Source organism: Geomonas sp. Red276 (assembly GCF_054784495.1).
Window position 1 is genome coordinate 31,172 of the sequence record NZ_BLXW01000021.1, and the last position, 25,026, is coordinate 56,197.

The window sequence follows — 25,026 nt, forward strand, 5'->3', positions numbered from 1 at the left end:
GTTACTTTTCCGGGACCTTCACGCGGGATTGGTCGTGCAGTTTTTCCAGCGGCTTGACCGCGATCCGCTCACCCGCCTTCAAGCCGGAGGATACCTCCACCAGGTCGCCGATCTTGGCCCCCACCGTCACCGCTCGCTCGGCCACCCGGTTCCCGGAGACGACGAAGACGACACTCCTGCCCCCCCGGTTGGCAACGGCCGCCGGAGGTACCGCGATCCTCGGGGTGCCGCCCCCTTTCTCCACCGGGCGCTCCAGGAAGGCGACCTTGGCGCTCATCTCCGGGAGGATCCGTTGGTCGCTGTCGATGAAGCGGACCTTCACCATGACGCTCCCCTTCGAGCGGTCGGCGGTGGGGACGATGGTGTGCAGTTCTCCCCTGAAGCGGGAATCAGGAAGGGCATCGAGCTGGATCTCGCACGGCTCGCCGACCTTCACCTTGGCGAGGCTCGCCTCCGAGACGTCGGCCTCGACCTCCAGCGAGCTCATGTCGGCCAGGGTGAGGACGGCCGCCTTGGCGTTGGCCTGGGCGGCGAGCGGAGAGACGATGTCCCCCACGTCGGCGTTCTTGGTCAGCACCACCGCGTCGAAGGGGGCCCTGATCTCGGTGTATTCGACCCCGGCCTCGGCCCCCTTGAGGCCGGATTCGGCCGCCTTTATCGCGGCGCGGGCGGCGGCGGTAGCGGCGACGTCACGGTCGTAACGGAGCCTCGCGGTATCGTAATCGCTCTTGGCGACGATCCCCTGCGAGAGGAGTTCCTTGTAGCGCTGGAGGTTGGTGAGGGCGTCTCTCTCCTCAACCTGGGCCTGCACCAGCTGGTCACGGACCACCTTCAGGTTGGCGGCGGCCTGGTCCCGGCCGGCGGAGACGTCCTTACTTTCCAGCCGCGCCAGCAGTTCCCCCTTCTTGACCACGCTCCCCTCACCGACCCCGAGCCAGGCCAGGGTGCCGGTGGCCTTGGAGGAGACGGCGGCCTTGCGCTGGGGGACCACGTAACCGCTGGCGTTCAGGAGCGCGACCGCCTGGGAGGGGTAGACGAGCGAGACGGTGGCGACCTCGACCTCCACGCTGCGGAGAAGGGCGATGCGCCAGGCGGCGACGGAGATCAGGAGCACCGCGACGACGCCCCACACCCACACCCGGCGGCGGCTTCCCCCCGGAGCTGCGGCATAGCGCCCCTTGTCGATCGAGAGTTTGCTGAGTTCCTCTTGAGCCATCAATCACTCCAACCAGCTGGATTCGGATCCAGCGGAAGCTACCATATTTTCCCCGGGGTGGGAAGCGCCACCAGCCCCCCTCTCCTTGAAGATCATCGCAAACTTCCGGGAGAGGCGTGTGAACAGGGCTTCCCCCCTTTCAGAAAGGGGGGGCGGGGGGGATGTGCCTCCCTACAGCTCGTCCACCTGGACGTCGGTGATCTCCACGTCGGGGCGCTCCTCCACGAGCCAGCTCTCCAGCTGCTGCATGACACTCCTTCCGCGGGTGAAGGTATCGGTCACCGTCACGAAGGCGATCTCCGCGTCCCACGGCTGGTCGTGCAGCCCCGACTCGCAGCAGGAGACATTGAACCGGTTGCGGGCGCGCCCGAGGATGCTCTTCACGATCGACCGCTTCTCCTTCAGCGTGCGGCTCATGAGGCCGAGCCGTATCTGCATTAAAACCACCTGCATGAATCCCCCCTCCGGCCTTCCCACATGAGAAAAGGCACTTCCGGCATTGTACTACAATACCTCGACATCTAGCCGTTGTCTTGCCGCCCCAATTCCGGTAGACTGGCCCCCTCATGAAAGGAGAGCGCCGCATGTCCTCACACCGCCTGTTCATCCTGTTCCTGCTGCTCGCCGTAGGCACCCTCACCGGGTGTTCCGCCACGTTAAAGGAACTCTCCCAGCTCCCCGAGCCGTACCAGCTTACCGCCATCGGCAAAGCGGATGCGGGCAAGCCGCTCGCGGTCAGCTCCCGCGGCCAGGCGGCCGTGATCTCCGACGGCGGGGTCAAGCTCATCGCGCTCGACAAGGAGAAGGAGCCGGTCAAGGTGACGCCACGGCCGGCCAGCGCGCTCGCGTTCTCACCCGAGGGTGACCGGCTCGCGGCAGCCATCCCGGCCGAAGGAGCGAAGACCGACCTGAGGATCTTCGACACCGACGGGAAGACGGTGGCCGAGACGAGCATCCCGGCCCAGGCGGCGGCGCTGGCGTGGGTAGCCGGCGACCGGCTGGTGGTCCTTGCGCTGGAACTCAAGCGCTACAGCTTCGGGACGCTGGTCAACTCCGTCGTCTTCCAGTGGGACGGGAATAAAGCCCCCTCCGCCGAGATGGTCGGCTCGGTCACCCTGCGTCCCCCGCTGAGCAGACTAGCGGACGAGGCCATCGTGCAAAACCGCAACCTGGCCGCCTCACCCTTCGGCGACGAGATCGCCTACTCGGTGCTGAGGGATCCCCCCATGTTCACGCCGTACCAGAAGGTGATCACCCGGCACCTCGCCACCGGCCGCACCTCGGAGGTCGCCGACATATCGGTCAATTCCCAGACGCTTCTCTACTTCCCGGACGGCGACACCCTCCTCATCGGCAACGGCCAGGGGATGTCGCGGCGGGTCACCATCCCCGACGGGAAGGAGATCTACGCCTGGCCGTCGGCCGGGGCCTTACCCGCCATCTCCCCGGGAGGGAGCTACCTCTACCTGGACGGCCGGCTCTACCAGGACGGGAACCGGACCGCCTACTTCCCCGAGAAGACCAGGGGGGTCTTCCTCCCGGACGGCTCGGGGCTCCTACTCAGCTGGAACGGCACCCTGTACCGGCTGAGCGGGCTCGAGGAGATGAAGAAGGCTCCCCGGCCGGCCGATCCGGCCCGTTTCCTCGAGCTCCGGCGCCTGCGCGCACAGGGGCTCATCGACGAGAAGGAATACCGCGAACGGCGCACCAGGATGCTCGTGAAATGAAGATGACGGCTCCCCTCATGGCCACCCTTTTGGCCGCCTCCATCGGCTGGGCCGTCCCCTCCGGGCTCCTCGCCGCGGAAAGCTGTGTCGGCTGCCACACTGAAAAGACCCCGGCGGCGGTGGAGCAGTGGCGGCAAAGCGCCCACGGCAAGGCCGGCATCGGCTGCGAAAGCTGCCACGGCAGCGACCACGACCGGATCCTCAAGGGAGAGGCCAAGGTCGACCTGACCCGCTGCGCCCCCTGCCACCCGAAAGCCACCCGGGAGCACCAGGCGAGCCGCCACGGGCTGGGCCTCCACACCGGCTGGGGGTGCACCAGGAACCTCCCCGACCGCAAGAAGGACGAGTGCCGGTTCTGCCACCGCCAGGGGGACGAGACCCCCTCCACCCTGGTCCAGTGCGCCCGCTTCCTCAAGCAGTCCTCCGAGATGGCCCATGTCGGCTGCAATGCCTGCCACCTCGTGGAAGGCTCCTGCGACAGCTGCCACTCCAAGCACTCCACCGACCTGGCCATCGCCCGCGATCCCGCCTCCTGCGCGAAGTGCCACATGGGTCCCGACCACCCGCAGTGGGAGATGTGGCAGACCTCCCAGCACGGCATCCTCAACAAGAGCGCCGGCCGCAAGCTCGGGCCGGACTGCCAGAGCTGCCACATGCCCGCCGGCACCCACAACGTCTCCTCCGGCATCACCATGAACTCGGGCGGGGTCCCCTACCCCGCCGAGCAGCGCGCGAAGGCCCGCGAGGAGATGGTGAAGATCTGCAGCGGCTGCCACGCCCCCTCCTTCGCCCGCCGCGAGCTGGAACAGGGGGACGCGGTCAGAACCCAGAGCCTCGCCACCCTCAAGGAGGCCGAGGAGGTGATCCTGGACCTCAACACCCTGGGACTCCTCGACCCGATGCCCGACCACCGCCCTCCCCACCCCTTAAGCGGCTTCCAACTGGTCACCGACGCCCAGATGCTCTACGAGGACACCTCCCACATCGAGCGGCTCTTCTTCAAGATGAAGAAGTACGATTACGCGAAGACGGTGAAGGGCGCCTACCACCAGAATCCGGCCTACACCCACTGGTACGGCAACGCCGAGTTGAAGATGGACCTCATCGACATCAAAAGCGAGGCGAGGCGGCTCAAGGAGCGCAGGAAAGTGGAGCCGGGGCAGACGAGCATCGAGGAAGAGCTCCGCTCCCTCAAGGGGCGTTTCGAGCGGGGATCGCTCTCCGCCGACGACTACGCAAAGGAAAAGGCGCGGCTGCTGGACCGGGGAAATTAGACTTGCCCCCCGGCGGGAAAAGGTGTATCCATGCTCTCCCCCGCAAAACCGGGGAACCAATTCAGCTAACCACCGAAGGAGATTCATTAGATGGGCATTTTGTCGAACACGGTAAGCGTATGTCATTTCAAGGTCCAGGGGGAGTTCCCCCAGGAGAACCTTTTCGATTGGAGTCTTAGGCAGCTGGCGGCCAACCGCTTCAACCCGATCGACCAGGGGAGCGAGGAGCTCTCGGTCGGCTGGGTGCACCTGGACGATCCCCGCTCCTTCGACTTCGATTCCCTCGCCTGCTGCCGCCGTGACAATTTCATCATGTTCACCCTGCGCCGCGACAAGCGCTCGGTGCCGTCCGCCATCCTGAAGGCCCACCTCGAGCGGGAGGAGGAGAAGTTCCTCGTCGAGAACCCGAACTTCACCAAGGTCCCCAAGCAAAAGCGCGAGGACCTCAAGGAGGCGGTGCACGCCATGCTCCTCTCCCAGACGCTTCCCACCCCCTCCACCTACGATGCGGTCTGGGACACCGAGAGCGGCCTTTTGACCTTCACCTCGCTCTCCGCCAAATCGATCGAGCTGTTCGAGGACCTCTTCAAGAAGACCTTCGAGGGGCTGCGCCTCTCCGCCTTCCACCCGTACGCCCGCGCGGAAGGTGTCCTCGACGACGGCAACCGGGTGCTCCTCGGGCAGGCCAACAAGGCGACCAGCGACAACTACCTGGACCTCATCAAGGAGAACCAGTGGCTCGGGAGCGACTTCATGCTCTGGCTCTTGTACCAGACCATGAACGAGGCGTCCGAGTACAGCGTCAACCAGGCCGGCATCCTCGGCGACAAGGAGCCGTTCGTGGCCTACCTGGACGACCGGCTGGTGCTTCTCGGGGCCGGCGAGAACGGCGCCCAGAAGATCACCGTGGCGGGTCCCCAGGACCATTTCAACGAGGTGAGAAGCGCCCTCTTGAACCGCAAGCAGATCACCGAGGCGACACTGCACCTGGAGACCAGCGAGGACGAGCACTGGAAGCTGACCCTCAAGGGGGAGCTCTTCCACTTCGCCTCCTACAAATCCCCCTCGGTCAAGATCGAGAAGGACAGCTCCACCGACGAGGCGATGGAGCGCGAGGCGGTCTTCTTCGAGAGGATGGCGCTCCTTGAGAAGGGGAACCAGCTGTTCGACTCCCTCTTCGCCACCTTCCTGAAGCTCAGGCTGGGAGCCGAGTGGCCCGAGCAGCAGGAGCAGATCAACCGCTGGCTGAACGTCTGCGCCTTCTGCGGGAGCTCGCTGTAACGCAGGCATAACCATCGGGTGGGCACCCCGTGCCCACGCGGTCCTGCACCTTCCCTCACCCCCTCCCCTCTCCCCCAAGGGGGGCGAGGGGAGAGATCAAGATATACCCTCGCCCCTTCAGGGGTGGTGGCCGAAGGCCGTCCCGCATATACCCTCGCCCCTTCAGGGGAGAGGGTGGCCGAAGGCCGGGTGAGGGAGGTTCTCAATCCCCCTCCCCTCCCTTCGACCGTGCGGGAATGACAACGTGAAGAAAGCGTTTGGTGGCGATTCATTTGTCAGATGACCCAGTTACGCTTAAACTTTCAGTAGCGTTCCAATGAGGCAACCTAAGGAAGGGCCCGACATGGCAATCTCACTCACCATACGGCGTCTGCTGACCATCCAGCCTATCGAACTTCCGGTCTTCCATCCCATCGCCATCAGGCTCCAGCACCTCCTGGAGACTCCCGACTACAAGATCGACGAGGTCATCTCCCTCGCCAATGAAGACCAGTCGCTGGCCGGGCAGATACTCAAGATGGCCAACTCCACCGTCTACATGGGGAGAGTCCGCACCGAGACCATCAAGGACGCGGTGATACGGCTCGGCGCGGTACAGGTGTCGAACCTGGCCATGGCCGCCTCCCAGGCAAGCATCCACGTCTCCGAACACCCGGTCATCAACGGCTTCATGCAGACGCTTTGGCAACACAGCCACGCCTGCGCGGTGGGAAGCCGCTGGCTCATCCGGGCGGCCGGCTACCCGCACCACGCCGACCAGGCTTACATGGCCGGTCTTCTGCACGACATCGGCAAGCTCTATCTTCTCAAGGCACTGGAACGGTTGAACAAGGCGGGGGTCGCACAGGCGGCGCTGGAAGAGAGCCTCCTGCTGGAGATCTTCGAGGAACTGCACGTTGAGCAGGGATGCCGGCTGATGCAGCACTGGAACATGCCGAAGATCTACTACAACGTGGTGGCCAACCACCACGACGCGAACTTCGACACCACGGATTCGGTACTTACGGCGGTACGGCTGGTTAACGCGGTCTGCAAGGTCAGGGGAATCGGGCTGGTGAAGGACGATACCATCGATCTGAAGGGGCTGCCGGAGACCGCACTGCTCGAGGTAGGGCCGGAGGAGTTCGAAGACCTCTACGAGCTGATGGACGACTCGCTCGATTTCTCCCTCTAATCACGGCTCTCCCCTCCCCGCAACACCCATCGTTTCAACATCTTACCCTCGCCCCTTCAAGGGGGCAAAGATGCCTGTCATTAGACCCTCGTCCCTTCAGGGGAGAGGGTGGCCGCAGGCCGGGTGAGGGCAGATTTTCAAAACCTCCCTCACCCCTGCCCCTTGGTATAGTCATCCCCTCTCCCCCCGGGAGAGGGGATTAGGGGCCCGCCCCTCTCCTCCTGACTTACAGGCTCCCCCGGTACTCCTCGATGATGGGGAAATCCGCGTCGGCCCAGTCGAGCCCGTGCATCTCCGGGGCGGGGAGCCAGCGGACCTCGGAATGCTCGTGCAGCACCATCTCGCCGGAGAGGATCCGGCAGACGAAGGGGTAGAGGGTCACCGTGAAGGCCGGATAGTGGTGGGTATGGGGGGTGAGGGCTCGCCCGACCTCGATCTCCACCTCCATCTCCTCGGCCACTTCCCGTTTCACGCACGCCTCGGGCTTCTCTCCCGCCTCGATCTTCCCTCCCGGGAATTCCCACTTAAGCGGCAGGTTCATGGAGGCGCTACGGAGCGCGGCCAGCACCAGACCATCGCGTTCGATGATCGCGCAGGCGACGTGGATATGGCGGCGGGGTTTTTCGGTAAGGGCACAAGCGGGGGCAAAGGGAAACGTCACGGGGTCCTCTCAGCGTCGGTTGATGAAGGCTCGCCGGGCTCTTCCGGGAGCACGAGGGGGATCTCGGAGTGGAAGATGGAGCCCGCACCGGGACGGCTCTCGGCCCAGATCCTCCCCCCCATGATCTCGATGATGCGGCGGGCCAGGGTAAGGCCTAGGCCGAGTCCCGGGTAGGCACGGGTGACCGCGCCGTCGGACTGGGTGAAGTCGTTGAAGATCCTCTCCAGGTCCTCCTCGCCGATGCCGATCCCGGTATCGGCCACCGAGAAGCGGATCATGAAGCCCTGGCCGCTGACTTCCCGCCGGGCCGAGACCGTCACGTCCCCCTCGGCGGTGAACTTCACCGCGTTCCCCACCAGCACCGAAAGGACCTTGTGCAGCATACCCTGGTCGGCCACCACGGTCGGGGGAAGCTCCGGGTCGACGTCCACCGTCAGGGCGAGCTTCTTGGAAGCCGCCAGCGGCTGCAGCTCACCCACGATCCCCTCCAGGAAGGGGGCGAGCCGGAACGGACGGGTCTCCAGGCGTACCTCGTCACCCTCAAGCCTGCTCGTCTCGATCAGGTCCTCGATCAGCCCCAAAAGCTTCATGGCCGCCTTCTGGACCAGGGAGAGGTACTTCCTCTTCTCGTCGTCCTGCTCGTTGGTGAGCACCAGGTCGGTCATCCCGATGATCGGGGTGAGCGGGGTGCGGAGCTCGTGGCTCACCCCCCGCAGGAACTCCTTCTTGGTCCGGTCGGCGGCGGTGGAGAGGTTCTCCAAAAGGTCGCGGTAGCGCTTCATCTCCAGGTGGTTCTTGACCCGGGCCCGCACCACCTGCGGAGTGATCGGCTTGGTGATGTAGTCGATGGCCCCCAGCTCGAGCCCCTTGATCTCGTCCTCCTCCTGGATCATGGCGGTCACGAAGATGATCGGGATGTCGCGGGTGGCCGGGTCCTTCTTGAGGATGCTGCAGACCTCGTAGCCGTCCATGCCGGGCATCATGATGTCCAGAAGGATCAGGTCCGGCTTGTCGGCCTTGATGAGCTCGAGGGCCTCGGCACCGCTGGTGGCGAAGATCATCTCGTACTCGTCCCCCAGGCTCTCGCTCACCACCTCGATGTTGGCGGGGGTATCGTCGACGATCAGCACGTTCTGTCGTCTCATGCGGTGTCCTTTCCCTCGGAATCGGGATAACGGGGCTGGACCGGAAGCTGGGCCAGCAGTTGCCTTGCTTTCTTGAAATCAAGCCTCTCCAGGCAGAGCTCGAGGGCCTTCAGCTCGCCCGCGTAACGGGTCCCCGGAAGGCCGGTGCGCAGTATCGCGAACTGCCGCTTGGCGTCCAGGCTGTTGCGGATCAGCATCCGCTCCAGCTTGGTGGCCTCCTCGCTCAGCCGGGCCGTGTCCCAGGGACCCTCCTCCGCCTGGCCGGCCTGGTCAGCATGGTCGCCGACCGGCTCCGGCAAGGCGGGCGCCGGTTGATGGCCCGCAGCCTCCTCGGGGGGGCCGCCGAGGCGGGCCAGGGCGCGGACGATGGCGTCCAGCATCACCGAGGGGCGGGCCGGGGAGGCGATCACCACGTTGAGGCCGAACTCCTCGTGTCTTCCCCTCATCTCCTCGAGCCGCTCCGGGGGGACCATCCCCAGCACCGGAGGGCGCTCCCCCTGCCGAAGCGACAGGTCGCGTGCCACCGCCAGCATCCCCTCCTCGCCCGCGGAGGCGAGATCGACCGCCACCAGGTCGAAGGGAAGCGCCGCCGGCTGGCAGCTCTCCTCCAGGGCCGCCAGCGTCTCCGGCAGGTCGGAGACGTATACCACCGAGAGGGGGAGTCCGTCCACCATCGCGTTCAGGCGCTCACGCGACTCCTCGTCCCGGTCCAATACCAGCATCCGCAGGGACGGTTCCGTCTCCCCCATCGGCTCCGGCCGCTCTCCGGCCGTCTGGAGGGCGAAGGTGACCGTGAAATAGAAGCTGCTCCCGGCCCCCTGCTGGCTCTGCACCTTGAGCTCTCCCCCCATGAGCTCCACCAGCTGGCTGGAGATGGAGAGCCCGAGCCCGGTACCGCCGTAGCGGCGGGTGGTGGAGCTGTCGGCCTGGGTGAAGGGGGTGAAGATCTTGCCGATCTGGTCGGCGGAGAGGCCGACTCCGGTGTCCTTGACGGCGAAACGGACGGAGACTTCTTCCTCCCTCCCCTGGGCCATCCTCACCTCGACGGTGACCTCCCCGTGCTCGGTGAACTTCACCGCGTTACCCACCAGGTTGTTCAGGACCTGGGTGAGCCTGAGCGGATCGCCCAGCAGCCGGGCCGGAAGCTGGGGATCCAAAAGGATCCGGTAGGCGATCCCCTTCTCCTGTGCCTTGACGCTGAAGAGGTCCGAGATGGTGGCCAAAACGTCCGCCAGGGAGAACTCCGTCCTCTCCAGCTCCACCCTCCCCGCCTCGATCTTCGAAAAATCCAGGATGTCGTTGATTATATCGAGCAGGGTCTGCCCGGACGAGCAGATCTTCTCAAGATATTCGCGCTGCTTGGCGGTCAGCTGGGTCTGGAGGGCCAGCCTTCCCAGCCCGATGATGGCGTTCATCGGGGTGCGGATCTCGTGGCTCATGCCGGCCAGGAACTGGCTCTTGGCGCGGCTCGCCGCCTGTACCAGGTCGCGCTCGCGCCGAAGCGCCTGGGCCTCGCGCTTGGCGGTGATATCCTCGACCACCCCGGCCAGGTAGCGCGGCTCCCCCCTTTCGCCGCAAAGAAGCGACTTGGTGAGGTTCACCCAGACGAGCGAGCCGTCCTTGCGCAGCTGCCGAAGCTCCATGGAGTAGTTGTCGATCTCGCGGGCCAGCAGTTTGGCGGTCTGCTCCCGCTCGGCGGCGAGGTCCTCCGGATGCACCGTCTCGTCCAGGGTGCGTCCCAAAAGGTCCGTGGGGGTGAAGCCGAGGATGTCGCAGAAACGGGGATTGACCCGGATCATCACCCCGTTCATGGCGAGGTGGAAGATCCCGACCGCCGCCTGCTCGAAGGTGTTGCGGAAGCGCTCCTCGCTCTCCTTGAGCTGTTCCTCGGCCCTTTTCCTGCGGGTGATGTCGGTGAGCACCCCGAGCAGACCGTACGCCTGCCCGGAGTCGTCCTTCAGGGGAACCAGGGAGGTGCTCACCCAGCTCCCGTCGCGCTCCCGCCGCTCGTCCCGTTCCACCGGGAAGCCGGCCGCCATCACCCGGGCGTCGTCCTCCATCCTCTTGGTAGCAAGCGACGGCGGGAAAAGGTCGTGATCGGTCTTGCCGAAGATCTCCTCCGGCACCCTCCCGAGCTCGCGCGCAAAGCTCGAGTTGCAGGAGAGGTAGACCGAGTTGCGGTCCTTGAGAAAGATCCGCTGGGGGAGGTTCTCGATCAGGGCCCGGTAGCGCTTCTCGAAGAAGAGGGCGTCCTCGGCCTCCTTTCGCTGGGTGATGTCGTGCACCACCCCCACCACCCGGACCGCCGCGCCGCTGCCGTCGTGGACAACCTCACCCGCCTCGTAGAGAAAGCGCTCGGTCCCGTCGGGGCGCACCACCCGATGTTCGACCGCGAAACCGGCGTCGGCGGCACCCAGCGCCTCACGGATGGCGGCGGCGAGGATCTCGCGGTCGTCCCGGGGAAGGAGCGCCAGGTAGGCGGGGTAGTTCTGCGGGGTCCGGTCCGGTTCCAGCCCGAAGATGCGGCAGATCTCGTCGGAGCAGTCGAGCGTCCCGCTGACCAGGTCCCAGTCCCAGCTCCCGATTCGGGCGATCCGCTGCGAGATGCGGACCATTTCCTCGTAGCGGTTGGCGGCGGCGTCGACGTGGCGCCGCCAGCTCAGCCAGGCGAGCTCCGCGGCACCTGCCGACAGGAGGACCACCGATAGGGCCGCGTGGTAGTCGCGCAGCAAGAGGGCCGCGCACCCCCCGGCCAGGAAGAGAAGGAGGGGGAAGAGGATCCACGCCTTGTTGCGCCGCTTATGAAAAGTTGCCGGTGCCGAGCGAAAGCGCATGGGTCCACCTGAAAGAGGAGTGGCCGAAGGCACCGAACCTTCGGCATCATTTAGTTTTCATCGGCACTAGCGCCGAAAACGTGAGAGAAAACCGAGGTTCTACCCTTCCCTTAGCCCCTGCCCCTCTCCCGGAGGGCGAGGGGAGATCGAAAGTACCGGAGGGTGGCCGAAGGCCGGGTGAGGGAGGTTCTGACTCTAACCCCTTCCCTCACCCCTGCCCCTCTCCCCCTGTATAGACTGGGGCGAGGGGGCTAATAAAAAACGGGGGAGGTTTTCCAGAAAGTTATAACACCGCTTTACCCGTTTTGGAACGCTTTGTGCTCCTACACCTGCGTCACGCCCGCAACGAAGCGGTACGAATCGTCGTAAAGGGAGAGATATCATGGGAAAAACGGTCCTGAACATTCGCGACGAGAAGCTGCTGTCCAGCCTAAAAAAGAGGCTGCCGGCCAAAGGATTTGCTGAAATATTAGTCCCCACCTCGGGAGATTTTTTCTCCGAGGCGGTGATCTGCCGACCGGAAATCGCCGTGGTGGAATATCTCCCCGGAGACCGGGAGATCAGCGTCCAGGTCAAGAGGCTGTGGGAAAAGCTCGGCATCCCCATCATCATCGTTGCCGAAACCCAGGACCTCGAGGAGGTCCAGACCTGGGGGGAGCCGGTGATCTCCACCGTCCTGGCCAAGCCGGTCCGGGAGGAAGAGCTGATGGCCGCCATGGTCCTCTCGCTGGCCGCCGCCCGACGGGTGGAAAAGCTCAAGGAGGAGGTCGCCAGCCTCAAGGAGAACATCGAGGCGAGGAAGATCGTCGAGAAGGCCAAGGGGAGGCTTATGGAGCGGGACAAGCTGACCGAGGCGGAGGCCTTCCGCCGGATGCAGCGGCTCGCCATGGACAGGAGGATCTCCATGCGGCAGTTGGCCGAAGCGATCCTCCTGACCGACCGCATCGGCTGCTAGGAACGTGGAGCAGCCCAAAGAAACTGGGGTTGACAGGACAAGGGGCAGTAATTATATTTCAGCTGTGATGTAAGGGGAGTAGCAATCGTCCCACCGGGGCCGACCCGCCGGTTCGTCATGAGGGGCTTACGGCCCGGACGCGGGGCAGGGACTCACGTCAGTGCATGCAAGACCTTTGTCCGGAACCGCTTCCCGGGTAAAGGTCTTTTTTGTTCCCCTACCAAAGCTGGAGGAAAACGATGAACAGAGTGAAAACTGCCTTCCTGTTGACCGCGCTGACCCTTATCCTGGTGGCGATGGGGCACGCCCTGGGAGGCCGCGGGGGGATGATGATCGCCTTCGTGTTCGCCTGCGGCATGAACCTCTTTTCCTACTGGTTCTCGGACCAGATCGTGCTGAGGATGTACGGCGCGGTAGAGGTCACCGAGGTGGAGCAGCCCGCCTACTACCAGATGGTGAGAAGGCTCACCTCCCGCGCGGGGCTTCCCATGCCGCGGGTCTACATCATCCCCTCCGACAGCCCCAACGCCTTCGCCACCGGGAGAAACCCCGAGCACGCGGCGGTGGCGGCCACCCAGGGGATCATGAGGATCCTCTCCCCCGAGGAGCTCGAGGCGGTGATGGCCCACGAGATGACCCACGTGGCAAACCGGGACATCCTGATCTCGACCGTGGCGGCCACCATCGCGGGGGCCATCTCCATGATCGGCAACATGCTGCAGTGGGGCGCCATCTTGGGCGGATCGCGAAGCGACGACGACGAGGGGGGCGGAGTGGCCGGTGCGCTGGCCATGGCCATCATCGCACCCATCGCCGCCATGCTGATCCAGCTGGCGGTCTCCCGCTCGCGCGAGTACATGGCCGACGAGGGGGGTGCCAAGCTGTCGGGGAGACCGCTTGCACTCGCCAACGCGCTCAGGAAGCTCGACGCCGGAAGCCGCATGCTCCCCATGCAGGACGCCCGTCCGGCCACCGCCCATCTCTTCATCGTGAACCCGCTGACCGCGGCCGGACTCGCCCAGCTCTTCTCCACCCATCCCCCCATGGAGGAAAGGATCGCCCGCCTGGAGCGTATGGCGCGCTAAAAAAAGAGGAGGAGGGCTAACCCTCCTCCTCTTCCTTTTTCACCCGTTTGATCCTGACGGTGGAGATCCCGGTGCGGGTCACCTCCTCGCAGGTCAGCCGGTACTCCCCGAGATCCAACGTCTCCCCCTGCTCCGGGAAACCTCCCAGCCGGTCCAGGATCAGCCCCGCCAGGGTGTCGTAGGGAAGATCCTCCCCCAGGTCCATCTCCAGAAGATCCTCCAGGTCGGAAATCGAAATGAGGGCATCGACCAGCAGGGAGCCGTCCGCCATCACCTGCACGGTGCTCGGCTCCCCGACGTCGTGCTCGTCCTGGATCTCCCCCACCAGCTCCTCCAGGAGATCCTCGGTGGTCACGATCCCGCTGATCCCTCCGTATTCGTCCACCACGAACGCCATGTGGACCCGGGTTTTCTGCATCTCCTTCAAAAGTTCGCTCACCTTCTTCCCCTCCGGAACGAAGAAGGGGGGGCGCACGATGGAACGGATGTCGAAGTCCGGCTCCCGCACCATCCGTCCCAGGAGATCCTTGCCGTGGATGAAGCCGACGGTCTCCTCGATACTGCCGAGGTAGACCGGGTAGCGGGAGTACATGTTGTCCAGCACCCCCTGGAGGATCTCCTCCTTGGGGAGGTTCAAGTCGAAGGCGACCACCCGGGTACGGGGGACCATCACCTCGCGGACCGAGGTATGGGTGAAGTCGAAGAGGTTTTCGATGAAGGTGTGCTCGGTCTCGCTGAAGATGCCGCTCTCGTGCCCCTCGGCGACGATATGCTGGACCTCCTCGCGGGTCATGAAACCGCGCCTCTCCCCCTTGAGGCGCAAGAGCGCGAACACCGCGCGGCTGGAGAGGCTCAGGAGCCAGACCAGCGCCCCGGCGATCTTCGCCATGAAGGTGATCGGCTTGGCCACCATGAGCGCCATGGTGTCGGAGTACTGAAGGCCGATGTTCTTGGGGACCAGCTCCCCCAGGATCAGCAGCAGGTAGGAGATGGCGGCGACCACGATGGTGACCGCCAAGGGCTCGGCGGCGTTTCTGACCATGGCGATCGAGGAGGCCTGCAGAAGCGGCCGCAGGTAATCGACGGCAATGACGCCACCGACTGTCGAGGCGGTGGAACCGATGACGGTCATGCCGATCTGGACGATGGCGAGCAGGCGGTGGGGATCTTTCTGCAGGGCGTCGACCAGCATGGCCCGCCGGTCGCCCTGGCTGACCAGCTGTGCTATGCGGCTCTTGCGGACGGAGATGATGGCGAACTCGGAGCAGGCGAAGAAGCCGTTGAAGATGATCAGTACGAAGATTACGAAGAGCTCGAGGAAAACGGTGTCCAAATACACTCCCCCATAGTCACAGCAAACAGGCGTGAAGTCACCCGTCCAAAATTCATTGATTCATTCTCAACGGTAACGGCAAAGTTGTCAATGATTACTAATCAAACAGGCCGATTTCGGCAGCTACAGACAGCACGATTCGTCGCCGAAAAGACGCGCAGGCAGCAGAAGGTCTCACACAAAAAACCGCCGTCATGGACATTGACGGCGGTTCAGTGAGTTCCGGTGGAAGCCTCTTCCTTACTTGCCGATCTTGAAAGTGAGCAGGAAATTTTCCCCGTCGCAACCGAACGGGATGACCATCGCCTCGGAAGTGGAGATGCTTTCGAGAACGTAGTCGGAGCCGTAAATGACGGTCGGGATGGAGAGGTTGATGTCCCCCCCCTTGGGGGAGAAGATGTGCTTCACGTCGCCGCCGATCATGTTGGCGATTTCCCCCATGGCGTCGTTGACGTCGTCGTCGATCTCGAACATCTCCATGCCGAGCATGTTGCCGGTGACCTTCAGCGCCAGCGCCTTCGGGCAGTGGATGGCCAGGATGCCGGAGTGACTGCCGGCCAGGCCGACCATGCTGGTAAGGGTATCGTGAAAGGAGACCACCGGCTCTTCGAGGGGCTGCTGGTCCTCCACCTCCAGCATCACCATGGTGGAGAAGACTCCCCGCGTTATCTCGGCAATCTTGGCCCAGACATCCTCTTCGGTCAGGTTAATTTCGCTCAGTATCGCAGGATCCAGACCCATGACAGCCCTCCCTGTGGCCATAAATGGATTACAGTGTACCCAACATCTCCTAAAAAAAAAGCGCGGGGGTGAAAAAAGCCCCGCGAAACCGGCAGTGGCAAGGGGGGGCCCGGCGGATCAAGACACCGGATACTCGCCGCGGGCCAGGGCCAGGCAGAAATCGCCCATCCCCGCCAGCGCGCGCTCCATGATCTCGGTGGCCTGGGGCGTCACCTCGCCGATCCCCCTCCCCTCGGCCAGCAAAAGCTGGGCGTTGGCCATCAGCGGCTGGTCAACGGGGTGACCGATCCGGCTAAGAAGGAGCACGATCGCCCCCTGCACCCCCTCGACCCCTTCCACGATCTCCCGCGCCATTCGATGGGAGAGGACGTTGTAGATCTTCCCGACGTGGCTGACCGGATTCTTACCCGCCGCGGCCTCCGTCCCGATCGGCCGCCCGATGGGGATCAGCCCGTTCACCCGGTTCCCCCTTCCCACCTGGCCGGAGTCGGCATCCTCGGCCGAGGTCCCCAAAAGGGAGAGGTAGACCCCGCCCTGGCCCCGACCGGGGCAGTCGAGGGTGTTGAAATGGACCGACATCCGCCCGAAGGGGCGCCTGCCGGCGGCGAGGAACTCCTCCATCTCCGCCCGGATCGCCTTTTTGCGGGCGAAGTACTCCTCCTCGGAACGGATGTCGGCGGCGATAAGCGGCATCGCCACCGTCAGATCGAGCTCGTCGCCCCGCCTCAATCCCATCACCTTAACGTCCTCGCCGGTATCGGGATTGCGGGCCTTGAAAGATGCTCCGTTCAACTCCCGCTCCAGGGCAAGTACGGCCTCCTCGGTGGGGCTCAAGGGATAGTAGCCGACCGCCGCCGAGGTGTCGTTGGCCACCCTCACGGCGCCGGGACGCTCGAAGATGTCGGTGAGCTCATCCGACCCGGGAGCGAGCTTGAAGCGGATCCCCAGGTGCCGGGCGGGATCGACCCGGTGCAGGTTGCGGCTTACCCAGCCGTTGATCGCCTCGCGGGCGAGGTCGTGGACGGGGATCTCCCTGCCGAAGGCGCTGAAGGTGGCCCGGTCCCCGACGGTAAGCTCCATCGGCTCGATCATCTCGCCGCCGCCGAAGCGTTTTTCGACCCGGCCGGCGGAGAGGAGCCCCTTGTCGATGTTGTGGTGGAGGATGGTGCCGAACTCACTGAGGTAGGCCTGGGAAAGGGCGACCGAAACGGCGTCCATGACGCAGTCGCAGATCTGGTCCGGGTGACCGGTCCCCTTGCGCTCCACCATCTCGACGCCCTGCTCGGTGATGCTTACCCCTTTGTACCGTTCGACCTGGATCATGGCGGCCAACCTTTCTGCGGTGTGAATGGGCAACGGTGGAGAGAATCAGGCAATATCTCGATTTTAGCCCAAACAAGGGGGGGTGCAACGAAGGGGCGAGGGGTTATGGGGAGGGAGGAGAGGGTGGCCGAAGGCCGGGTGAGGGAGGTTTTTAGAACTTCCGCCCCACCACGATAGTCCCCCCCTTCATCAGCCGCTTCTGGAGCCAAAGCCCCACCCACATCTTGATGAGGGACCGGGTGACCGGAACGAGGAAGAAGATGCCGAGAAAGTCGGTGAAGAAGCCGGGCGTCATGAGGAGCACTCCCCCCACCAGCACCAGCGCGCCGTCCATCAGCTGGGAGGCGGGGAGCCTCCCCTGGGCGAGTTCGCGCTGTATCTCGGCGAGGATACGGAACCCCTGGTGGCGGACGAGCCACGCACCCACGAGGCTGATGGCCAGAAGGAGCGCCACGGTCGGAAACCCGCCGATCAGCGAGCCGATCTTGATCAGGAGATAGATCTCGATGACGGGGATGATGGTGAAGAGGAGGATCAGGCGGAGAAACATGATAGACCTACTTCTTTATGTCGATGCCGTAGCTCTTGATCTTGCGGTGGAGGTTACTCCGCTCGAGCTCGATCGCCTCGGCGGTGCGGGAGACGTTCCAGTCGTTCTCTTCGAGTTTCTGGATGATGAACTCGCGCTCGAACTCCTCGCGGGCCTCCCTCAGGCTGGAGAGCTCCAGCACCGAGTCGAGCTTGCCGCCGCCGGGCTCGTTGGAGCGCACCTCCGTGCAGAGGTAGTCGGGGAGGTGGTTGAAGGTGACCGTGCCGCCGGGGGTCATGATCACCAGGCGCTCGACGATGTTCTTCAACTCCCGGACGTTCCCCGGCCAGTCGTAGCGCTGCATGGCGGCCATGGCCTCGGGGACCAGGCGCTTTAGCTCCCTCCCCTCGCGGCGGCAGAAGGCCTCCAGGAAGTAGTTGGTGAGAAGCGGAATGTCGTCCCGCCGCTCCCTCAAGGGTGGGACCTTGAAGGGGACCACGTTCAGGCGGTAGAAGAGGTCCTCGCGGAAGCTCCCCTGCTTGATCTCCTCTTCCAGAAGCTTGTTGGTGGCGGCCACGATGCGGACGTCGACCTCCATGGTCCGGGTGCCCCCTACCCGCTCGAACTTCTTCTCCTGGAGGATCCTGAGCACCTTGGCCTGGGTCTTCAGCGACATGTCGCCGATCTCGTCCAAAAAGAGGGTCCCGCCGTCGGCCAGGTCGAATTTCCCCTTCTTCTGGGCCACCGCGCCGGTGAAGGCGCCCCGCTCGTGGCCGAAGAGCTCGCTCTCGATCAGCTCCTCGGGGATGGCCGCGCAGTTGATCTCGATGAACGGCTTGTCCTTTCGCTGGCTGTGGAAATGGACCGACCTCGCCACCAGCTCCTTGCCGGTGCCGTTCTCGCCGGTGATGAGCACCGAGGCGTTGGAGGGGGCGACCATGCGGATCTGCTCCCTGAGCCGCACCATGGCCGCCGAGGCGCCGATCATCTCGTGCCCCTGGGTCACCATGCCGCGCAGGGAGGCGTTCTCCTCCTTGAGACGGGTCATGGCCAGGGCGTTTTCGATGGTGACCACCACCTTCTCCAGGGAGAGCGGCTTCTCGATGAAGTCATAGGCGCCGAGCTTGGTGGACTTGACGGCGGTCTCGATGGTGCCGTGGCCGCTCATCATGATCACGTTGAGGGAGGGATGCTGTTCCTTGAGCTTCTTGAGGGTCTCGATGCCGTCCATCTTGGGCATCCAGATATCCAGCAGCACCAGGCTCGGGAGCTCCCGGCCGCAGATGGTGAGCGCCTCCGCGCCGTCCGCCGCGCACACCGTCCGGTACCCCTCGTCCTCGAGGATCCCCGCCAGCGACGAGCGGATCCCCTCTTCGTCATCGACTATGAGAATGGTTTCGGTCATTTATGGTTCCCGCGTTTCCGCCTCAAGTTACTCGACGAATGACCGCTTTTACCCCTTAAGTCCCAGCTCGAGGGCGAGCGATCTCCAGGCGTCGAAGCTCCGCTCGATCATCCCCTTGTCCACGCAGTAGGCGATCCTGAAGTAGCCGGGAGCGCCGAAGCCGGCGCCCGGCACCAACAGGATGCGGTGCTTCTGGGCCGCCTTCACGAACTCCACGTCGTTGGCGATCGGCGACTTCGGGAAGAAGTAGAAGGCACCGTCCGGCTTCACCATCTCGAATCCCATCCCGGTCAGCTCGTTGTAGATCAGGTCGCGCTTTTGCTGGTAGGCGGCGATGTCCACCGACTCGTGCTGCAAACCCGCCACCAGCCGCTGCATGAGCGCCGGGGCGTTCACGAAGCCGAGCACCCGGTTGGCGAAGATGGCCCCTTCCATGAAACGGTCGGTGTCCTTCATGCGGGGGTTGGCGGCCAGGTAGCCGATCCGCTCGCCCGGAAGCGCCAGGTCCTTGGAGTGGGAGGTGACGATCACCGAGTTGGCGACGTGCGGGAAGATGTTGGGGACCTGCTTGCCGTCGTAGGCGATCCGGGCGTACGGCTCGTCGGAGATCACGCAGATCTGGGTGCCGAACTCCTTCTCCTTGGCGCTCACCGTCTCCCCCAGGCTCTTCAGGCTCTCGGCCGGGTAGATCACCCCGGTGGGGTTATTGGGGGTGCAGATGATGATGGCGCGGGTCTTGGCGGTGATGGCCGCACCGATCTTGGGGACGTCGAGCTGGAAGCTCTCCGGATCGGTCCAGACCTCCACCGGCACCCCGCCGTGGTTGTCGATGTAGAAGCGGTACTCGACGAAGAAGGGGGTGAGGATGATCACCTCGTCCCCGGGGTTCAGGATGGTCTTCAGCACCACGTTGAGAGCCCCGCCGGCGCCGCAGGTCATCACCACCTGCGAGCCTTTGACGTCCAGACCGGAGGCCTTGCTGAGGGCGGCACCGACCGCGTCGCGGGTCTCCGGGTAGCCGGCGTTGTTCATGTAGCGGTGCATTCCCGGGATCGGCTTTCGGGCGATTTCCAGGAACGCCTTGTGGAAGGCCTCGGGCGGCTCGACGTCCGGGTTACCGAGAGTGAAGTCGTACACCTTGTCCGCGCCGAACTGGCGACGGAGCAGCTCTCCTTCCTCGAACATCTTCCTGATCCACGAGGCGCGCTCTATACAAGTGGCAACCTTTTGGGCGATTACCATTTAATGGCTCCTTTGCATTTGCTGATGAGCCCCCAGCCCGGTCAAGAACAGTACCAGCCGTCGAGGGACGGGACCGTCTCCATTTCCGTTACCCGCTCGCGCAAGGTCCCCCCTTTGACAAAGGGGGGACAGGGGGAATTGCCGTCGAATCGTCTCTACTTACCGCAGCACTTCTTGTACTTCTGACCGCTTCCGCAGGGGCAGGGATCGTTACGGCCGACCTTCGGAGAGGTCCTCACGACCGGCTGCTGGCCGGCGGGCTTACCGTCGGTGAAGAACCACCCCTCCTTCTCCTTCTTGAACAGGGCACGCTCGTGGTGCACCCGGTCCTGTCCCTTCTCGGCGAAGCGGGCGATGAACTCGACCTCGCCGACGGCGTCCTCGGGACCGCCGTTTCTGGTCGAGACGATCTCCAGGCCCAGCCATTCGGCCCCTTCCGCCCACTCCTTGGTCCCCTGCACGTCGTAGCCGGCACGATGCTTGGGGTGGGTGGTTTCATATATGTAATCGGTCTCCACCTTGACGTAGGCGGAATAGCGCGAGCGCATGAGGGTCTCGGCGGTCTCCGCCGGGCGCACCCCCTTGATGATCGGCTCGCAGCACTCGGCGTAGGCCAGACCGCTTCCACATGGACACTGCTCCATCAGTCAATCCTCCTTGTATCTAATCGATGATGCGTAATGGTAATGCGTTTTCTACCCCTCGTAGTCCGCGGCGACCACCTGGGAGCTGACGCTCCTCATGTAGGCGGCGACTTCGTTGGCGTGGTAGGGATGAACCTGGTAGGCCTGCAGGTCGGCGAGGGAGTCGAACTTGGTGACCAGGGCAATATCGGCGGAGCGCTCGGAACGGATGACATCGACGCCGACCTCGAGGTGGCGCAGAAGATCGACCTTGCCGTCCATGCTGAGCAGGATATTGCGAGCTTTCTCGATGTTTTCAGCGGTAGGTTCTTTCAGCTTGAAGAGAACTATGTGAGTAACCATTCATGTCTCCTGACAGTATTGATTTCCAGCGAATAACATGTAATACATCGGCCTTCGCCTCTCTGTCAACGACGGCAAGAAAAATGTTTCCCAAAATCTGGTATAATCTGTTGCGCTCTCCCGGGATTGCTGCTATAAGACAAACACGACCCGAATGGTCCTATTTAAAATTTGAGATGCGGGGGATGCAGATGAATCGTGTAATGTATTGTCTTTCTGTAGTTTTTGTTGTCACCCTCTTCACCGCCCAGGCCGCCTTGGCGCAGCACGTCGCCTTCGACAACGGCCACGGGGAACGCTTCATAATCGGGGATGCCGGCCCGCTCCAGCTCTCCAAACTCGCCGAGGCCCTCCGGGTCCGGGGGGCGAAAGTCTCCGCCCTCGACCGCAAGATAAGCGACGCCAGCCTGGACGGCATCGATGCCCTGGTCATCTCGGGGGCCTTCGCCCCGCTGCAGCCAGACGAGGTGGAGGCTGTGCAGCGTTTCATGGCAAGGGGAGGTAAGCTGGCGGTGATGCTCCACATCGCGCCCCCCTTGGCCTCGCTGTTGGACAGCCTCGGCATCGACTACACCAACGGGGTGATCCGCGAGAACGAGAACGTGATCGCCGGCAACCCCCAGGATTTCCGCTCGACCCGGCTGGGTGACCACCCCGTGATGAAGGGCATCAAGGAATTCAGCCTCTACGGCGTCTGGGGGCTGAGAACCGTGAGCAACCGTAGCCGGATCGTCGCCTCCACGAGCCCCAAGGCCTGGATCGATCTCCACCGGGACAAGGTCCAGCATCCGGACGAGACCGCGAGCTTCGGTGTCGCGGTGGCGGGTGAAGTCGGCAAGGGGGGCTTCCTGGTCTTCGGCGACGACGCTATCTTCCAGAACAAGTTCATTGACGGCAACATGGCCCTGGCCACCAACCTGGTGGGCTGGCTTAAGTAGAAATCAAAAAGGAGGGAGTAAATGGCACAGGCATTAGAGATCTACAAATGTGAGAGTTGCGGCAATATCGTTGAAGTCTTCCACGCAGGCGCAGGCGAGCTCGTCTGCTGCGGGAGCCCCATGACCCTTCAGACCGCCAACACGGTCGAGGCCTCCAAAGAGAAGCACGTACCGGTGATCGAAAAAGGAAACGGCACCATCACCGTCAAGGTCGGCAGCGTTCCCCATCCGATGGAAGCCGTCCACTATATCGAATGGATCGAACTGATCGCCGACGGTAAGATCTACCGCGCCCAGTTGAACCCCGGTGATGCCCCGGAGGCGACCTTCAACGTCACCGCCGACAAGGTAACCGCCCGCGAGTTCTGCACCCTCCACGGTCAGTGGCAGGCGTAATTACCCCACCCTCACCCTGCCCCTCCCCTTGAAGGGGAGGGAAGGTAAGCAGGCAAAAGTAAAAAGGCCAACTCACACGAGTTGGCCTTTTTGCTTTTAATTTTAAGACCCTTCCCTCACCCCGGCCCCTCTCCCCCAACGGGGGCGAGAGGAGATCAGTTATACCCTCGCCCCTTCAGGGGAGAAGGGGCCGAAGACTGTCAATTTATACCCTCGCCCCTTTAGGGGAGAGGGTGGCCGAAGGCCGGGTGAGGGAGGTTTTTCGAGGGCGAGGGGAGCCTGCCTCTATTCACCCGCGCCGGGGGGGGGTGGTTCCCTTCTTTGCCGCCGGCTGCCCACCGCCCGGTTGTCCCTGCCGGGCCGCGGGGTGCCCTTGACGGACCCCCACCTTTCCCTGGCCGCCGGCGCCTTGGCCTGGCCGACCCGCGCCATGAGCCTGTCCCGGGCGCCCCGCCGGCTGCTCTCGGCGTGCATCAGGGCGAGCGTTCCCGCCCTGCTCCGGCCGCGCGCCCTTCTGTTGCGGAGCCGCGCCGGCGGTACCCTGTGCCCCTTCGCGTCCCCGTGCATCCTTCGCCGGGCGCCCTCCGCGCCCCTGCTGCCCCTCGCCTGCGGGCCGCGGAGCTGCGTCACGGCGTCCCGCCGGCGCCTTGCCCCCGGCCTCCCCGGCAGGCTTGGCCACCGCCGGTTTCCGGCGCTGCGGCTCGCGCGGCGGACGGGCGAACTCCACATCCTTCTGGGGAGCCGGCACGGTGTAGTCGAATCCTTCCACCCGCCGCCTCTCGATCTTGGTCCCCAGGATCGTCTCGATCCGCCGCACCATCAGGTCGTCCTCGGCGGTCACCAGCGTGAAGGCGTCCCCCGTCCTGGCCGCCCGGCCGGTTCTCCCGATCCGGTGGGTGTACGCCTCCGGGGTGTCGGGGATGTCATAGTTGATGACGTGCGAGACCTGGGAGACGTCGATGCCGCGCGCGGCGATGTCGGTCGCCACCAGGATCTGGTAGCTCCCGTCACGGAACCCGTCCAGGGCGGCCTGGCGACGGTTCTGGGAGAGGTTACCCTGCAGGGAGGCGGCCTTGTATCCCGCCTTCTCGAGCTGCTCCCCCACCCTCTTGGCCCGGTGCTTGGTGCGCGTGAAGACCAGCACGCTCTCGGTATCGGTGTGGCGCAGGAGCTCGAGCAGCAGCGGGGTCTTCAGGTGCTGGGCAACCGGGTAGAGCGCGTGGGAAACGGTCGCCGCCGGTGCGATCCGGCTCACCTGCACGGTCACCGGGCGGCGAAGGGTCTCGTGGGCCAGGCTGTTGATGTCCTCGGGCATGGTGGCGGAAAAGAGGAGGGTCTGGCGGGCGCTCGGCAAGAGCCTGAGGATCCTCCTCACGTCGGGGAGAAATCCCATGTCGAACATCTGGTCGGCCTCGTCCAAAACCAGCATCTCGATCTTCGACAGGTCGATGCTCTTCTGGGCCACGTGGTCGAGGAGCCGCCCCGGGCAGGCCACCACGATCTCGGGCCGCTCCCTGAGCTTCTTCGCCTGGGTATTGATGTTGACCCCGCCGTACACCGACACGCTCTTAAGACGGGTGAACTTCGCCATCGCGTTGAGAGCTTCGTTGATCTGCTCCGCCAGCTCGCGGGTGGGTGCCACCACCAGGGCGCGCAACTCACCCCGGGGCCCCTGCATGAGCCGGTGCAGCATCGGCAGCCCGAAGGCGGCGGTCTTGCCGGTGCCGGTCTGGGCGAGCCCCATCACGTCCTTGCCTTCCATGACCGGCGTGATGGCCTGCTGCTGAATCGGGGTGGGGGTGGTAAAGCCAAGGGCATCGACCCCGGCCTTGACCTGGGGGTGCAAATTAAACTGTCCGAAATCCACTCTTTCTCCTATTGTCTGTTCTGGTACACAAAAAACCCCAAGAGCCGTTAAGGCCGATGGGGTTCCTTGCCTAATGAAGAATAGACTATACCACGGTTAAGGAAAAAGGTGGCCCTTATTTTTTGGCCGCCGCTAGCGCCCCCAATCCCGGCGCTCCTCGCGCCGTTCTTGCTCGCGGTGCTCCATCCGCTCCCGGTGCTCATGTTCCCGGTGCTCCATCCGCTCGTGCATCTCCCTGCGCTCGGCCGGGCGGTACCAGGTCCCGCGGTAGCGATCGCGGTCGCGCAGATAGATCCGGTACTCGCGGTCGCGGTAGGCCCTGATCTGCTCGTAGCGGTACCGGCGGATCCCGATCGGCAGGCCCCTCCGCGCCACGAAGGTCCACGGCCCCCAGTAGTTGGAAGCGACGTACCAGTACCCGCCGTTGAAGAGATAGTAGGCGCGGTTGACGTAGACGATGTCGTAGGGTGTGTCGACCGCGACGTAGTAGCCAAGCTCGGGAGCGTAGATGAACTGGGGGGCGTCCTGGATGACCACCTGGGGAGGCGCCTGGTAAACCGGAGCCGGAGGAGGAGGCGCCGGAGCGGGAACCACCACCGCCGGCGGCGGGGCCGGAGCCGGAACGACCGGCACGTCAATGTTAACGTTGAGATCCACTCTTGCCTGGGCGGTAGCCGCACCCGCGACCACCAGGATGGCCGTTGCCAGTAGAACCTTCTTCATATCTTCACCCCTTGCCGGCCTTGGCCGGCGCTGCTAGTTTGCCGGGCATCGTTGCCCGAGTCACGTCCTGCTTTTGGTGCCAAAGGTACCAGCGAATTGAGGACCAAATGTGAACGAATTGAGGAATTACCCTTTCCCGGACAGGACGCCGTAGCGAATCGACTGCGGGTATGTTACAAAGGAGCTGACTC

The 25,026-nt window shown here is 64.1% G+C and carries 23 protein-coding genes; 8 read left to right on the plus strand and 15 right to left on the minus strand.

Annotated elements, in window-relative coordinates; all coding sequences use genetic code 11:
• Nucleotide 1: 1 nt before the first annotated feature.
• Nucleotides 2-1,216, minus strand: coding sequence for an efflux RND transporter periplasmic adaptor subunit (locus ACYVL5_RS14990; protein ID WP_460596385.1), 1,215 nt, complete (start codon nt 1,214-1,216; stop codon nt 2-4).
• A 171-nt stretch (nt 1,217-1,387) separates the two neighbouring features.
• A complete protein-coding gene (locus ACYVL5_RS14995; protein WP_460596386.1) occupies nt 1,388-1,669 on the minus strand; it encodes a DUF503 domain-containing protein in 282 nt (93 codons plus the stop codon).
• Between the two features lie 131 nt (nt 1,670-1,800).
• Here ACYVL5_RS14995 and ACYVL5_RS15000 point away from each other — a divergent pair, with 131 nt between their 5' ends.
• The 4 genes from ACYVL5_RS15000 to ACYVL5_RS15015 all read left to right on the plus strand — a co-directional run bounded on the left by ACYVL5_RS15000 (nt 1,801) and on the right by ACYVL5_RS15015 (nt 6,672).
• On the plus strand, nt 1,801-2,943 hold the full coding sequence (locus ACYVL5_RS15000) for a hypothetical protein (RefSeq protein WP_460596387.1): 1,143 nt from the start codon (nt 1,801-1,803) through the stop codon (nt 2,941-2,943).
• Nucleotides 2,940-4,217, plus strand: a complete 1,278-nt coding sequence (locus tag ACYVL5_RS15005) for a multiheme c-type cytochrome (RefSeq protein WP_460596388.1) — start codon at nt 2,940-2,942, stop codon at nt 4,215-4,217. Before ACYVL5_RS15000 ends, ACYVL5_RS15005 begins: the two co-directional genes overlap by 4 nt.
• Before the next feature lie 90 nt (nt 4,218-4,307).
• The gene (rdgC, locus tag ACYVL5_RS15010; protein WP_460596389.1) at nt 4,308-5,498 is read left to right on the plus strand and encodes a recombination-associated protein RdgC; all 1,191 of its coding nucleotides are present in this window, start codon (nt 4,308-4,310) and stop codon (nt 5,496-5,498) included.
• 343 nt (nt 5,499-5,841) lie between these two features.
• Complete coding sequence (locus ACYVL5_RS15015) at nt 5,842-6,672, plus strand: HDOD domain-containing protein (RefSeq protein ID WP_460596390.1); 831 nt, start codon at nt 5,842-5,844, stop codon at nt 6,670-6,672.
• Between the two features lie 226 nt (nt 6,673-6,898).
• On the opposite strand, the gene ACYVL5_RS15020 is transcribed toward ACYVL5_RS15015, so the two are convergent.
• The 3 genes from ACYVL5_RS15020 to ACYVL5_RS15030 are packed head-to-tail and all read right to left on the minus strand — an operon-like array spanning nt 6,899 to nt 11,312.
• Nucleotides 6,899-7,333, minus strand: coding sequence for a (deoxy)nucleoside triphosphate pyrophosphohydrolase (locus ACYVL5_RS15020; RefSeq protein ID WP_460596391.1), 435 nt, complete (start codon nt 7,331-7,333; stop codon nt 6,899-6,901).
• Entirely contained in the window at nt 7,330-8,478 is a 1,149-nt protein-coding gene (locus tag ACYVL5_RS15025) for a hybrid sensor histidine kinase/response regulator (protein ID WP_460596392.1), read from the minus strand. The genes ACYVL5_RS15020 and ACYVL5_RS15025 overlap by 4 nt, the downstream gene beginning before the upstream one ends.
• Nucleotides 8,475-11,312, minus strand: a complete 2,838-nt coding sequence (locus ACYVL5_RS15030) for a PAS domain S-box protein (RefSeq protein ID WP_460596393.1) — start codon at nt 11,310-11,312, stop codon at nt 8,475-8,477. Before ACYVL5_RS15030 ends, ACYVL5_RS15025 begins: the two co-directional genes overlap by 4 nt.
• A gap of 382 nt (nt 11,313-11,694) precedes the next feature.
• Between ACYVL5_RS15030 and ACYVL5_RS15035 the strand changes: the two genes are divergently transcribed.
• Both ACYVL5_RS15035 and htpX read left to right on the plus strand, forming a co-directional pair.
• Nucleotides 11,695-12,267: an ANTAR domain-containing response regulator gene (locus tag ACYVL5_RS15035; RefSeq protein ID WP_460596394.1), complete on the plus strand. Its 573-nt coding sequence runs from the start codon at nt 11,695-11,697 to the stop codon at nt 12,265-12,267.
• Between the two features lie 239 nt (nt 12,268-12,506).
• Entirely contained in the window at nt 12,507-13,352 is an 846-nt protein-coding gene (gene htpX / locus ACYVL5_RS15040; RefSeq protein WP_460596395.1) for a zinc metalloprotease HtpX, read from the plus strand.
• 16 nt (nt 13,353-13,368) lie between these two features.
• Here htpX and ACYVL5_RS15045 read toward each other — a convergent pair whose 3' ends face one another.
• From ACYVL5_RS15045 to ACYVL5_RS15080, 8 genes are all read right to left on the minus strand, one after another.
• Entirely contained in the window at nt 13,369-14,685 is a 1,317-nt protein-coding gene (locus tag ACYVL5_RS15045) for a hemolysin family protein (RefSeq protein ID WP_460596396.1), read from the minus strand.
• A gap of 240 nt (nt 14,686-14,925) precedes the next feature.
• Nucleotides 14,926-15,426, minus strand: a complete 501-nt coding sequence (locus tag ACYVL5_RS15050; protein WP_460596397.1) for a chemotaxis protein CheX — start codon at nt 15,424-15,426, stop codon at nt 14,926-14,928.
• Between the two features lie 117 nt (nt 15,427-15,543).
• Nucleotides 15,544-16,749 (minus strand): methionine adenosyltransferase, encoded by a 1,206-nt coding sequence (locus ACYVL5_RS15055; protein WP_460596398.1) that lies wholly within the window; start codon nt 16,747-16,749, stop codon nt 15,544-15,546.
• A 151-nt stretch (nt 16,750-16,900) separates the two neighbouring features.
• On the minus strand, nt 16,901-17,299 hold the full coding sequence (locus ACYVL5_RS15060) for an FxsA family protein (RefSeq protein ID WP_460596399.1): 399 nt from the start codon (nt 17,297-17,299) through the stop codon (nt 16,901-16,903).
• 7 nt (nt 17,300-17,306) lie between these two features.
• Complete coding sequence (locus tag ACYVL5_RS15065; protein ID WP_460596400.1) at nt 17,307-18,683, minus strand: sigma-54-dependent transcriptional regulator; 1,377 nt, start codon at nt 18,681-18,683, stop codon at nt 17,307-17,309.
• A gap of 48 nt (nt 18,684-18,731) precedes the next feature.
• On the minus strand, nt 18,732-19,925 hold the full coding sequence (locus ACYVL5_RS15070) for a pyridoxal phosphate-dependent aminotransferase (protein ID WP_460596401.1): 1,194 nt from the start codon (nt 19,923-19,925) through the stop codon (nt 18,732-18,734).
• A 155-nt stretch (nt 19,926-20,080) separates the two neighbouring features.
• Nucleotides 20,081-20,569, minus strand: a complete 489-nt coding sequence (locus ACYVL5_RS15075) for a YchJ family protein (protein ID WP_460596402.1) — start codon at nt 20,567-20,569, stop codon at nt 20,081-20,083.
• Nucleotides 20,570-20,620: 51 nt separating this feature from the next.
• Complete coding sequence (locus ACYVL5_RS15080) at nt 20,621-20,911, minus strand: Dabb family protein (RefSeq protein WP_460596403.1); 291 nt, start codon at nt 20,909-20,911, stop codon at nt 20,621-20,623.
• Nucleotides 20,912-21,102: 191 nt separating this feature from the next.
• Between ACYVL5_RS15080 and ACYVL5_RS15085 the strand changes: the two genes are divergently transcribed.
• Entirely contained in the window at nt 21,103-21,849 is a 747-nt protein-coding gene (locus ACYVL5_RS15085) for a DUF4350 domain-containing protein (protein ID WP_460596404.1), read from the plus strand.
• Nucleotides 21,850-21,870: 21 nt separating this feature from the next.
• Nucleotides 21,871-22,245, plus strand: a complete 375-nt coding sequence (locus ACYVL5_RS15090; protein WP_460596405.1) for a desulfoferrodoxin — start codon at nt 21,871-21,873, stop codon at nt 22,243-22,245.
• A gap of 289 nt (nt 22,246-22,534) precedes the next feature.
• Here ACYVL5_RS15090 and ACYVL5_RS15095 read toward each other — a convergent pair whose 3' ends face one another.
• Nucleotides 22,535-24,112, minus strand: a complete 1,578-nt coding sequence (locus ACYVL5_RS15095; RefSeq protein ID WP_460596406.1) for a DEAD/DEAH box helicase — start codon at nt 24,110-24,112, stop codon at nt 22,535-22,537.
• A 132-nt stretch (nt 24,113-24,244) separates the two neighbouring features.
• The gene (locus ACYVL5_RS15100; protein ID WP_460596407.1) at nt 24,245-24,835 is read right to left on the minus strand and encodes a hypothetical protein; all 591 of its coding nucleotides are present in this window, start codon (nt 24,833-24,835) and stop codon (nt 24,245-24,247) included.
• Nucleotides 24,836-25,026: the final 191 nt, after the last annotated feature.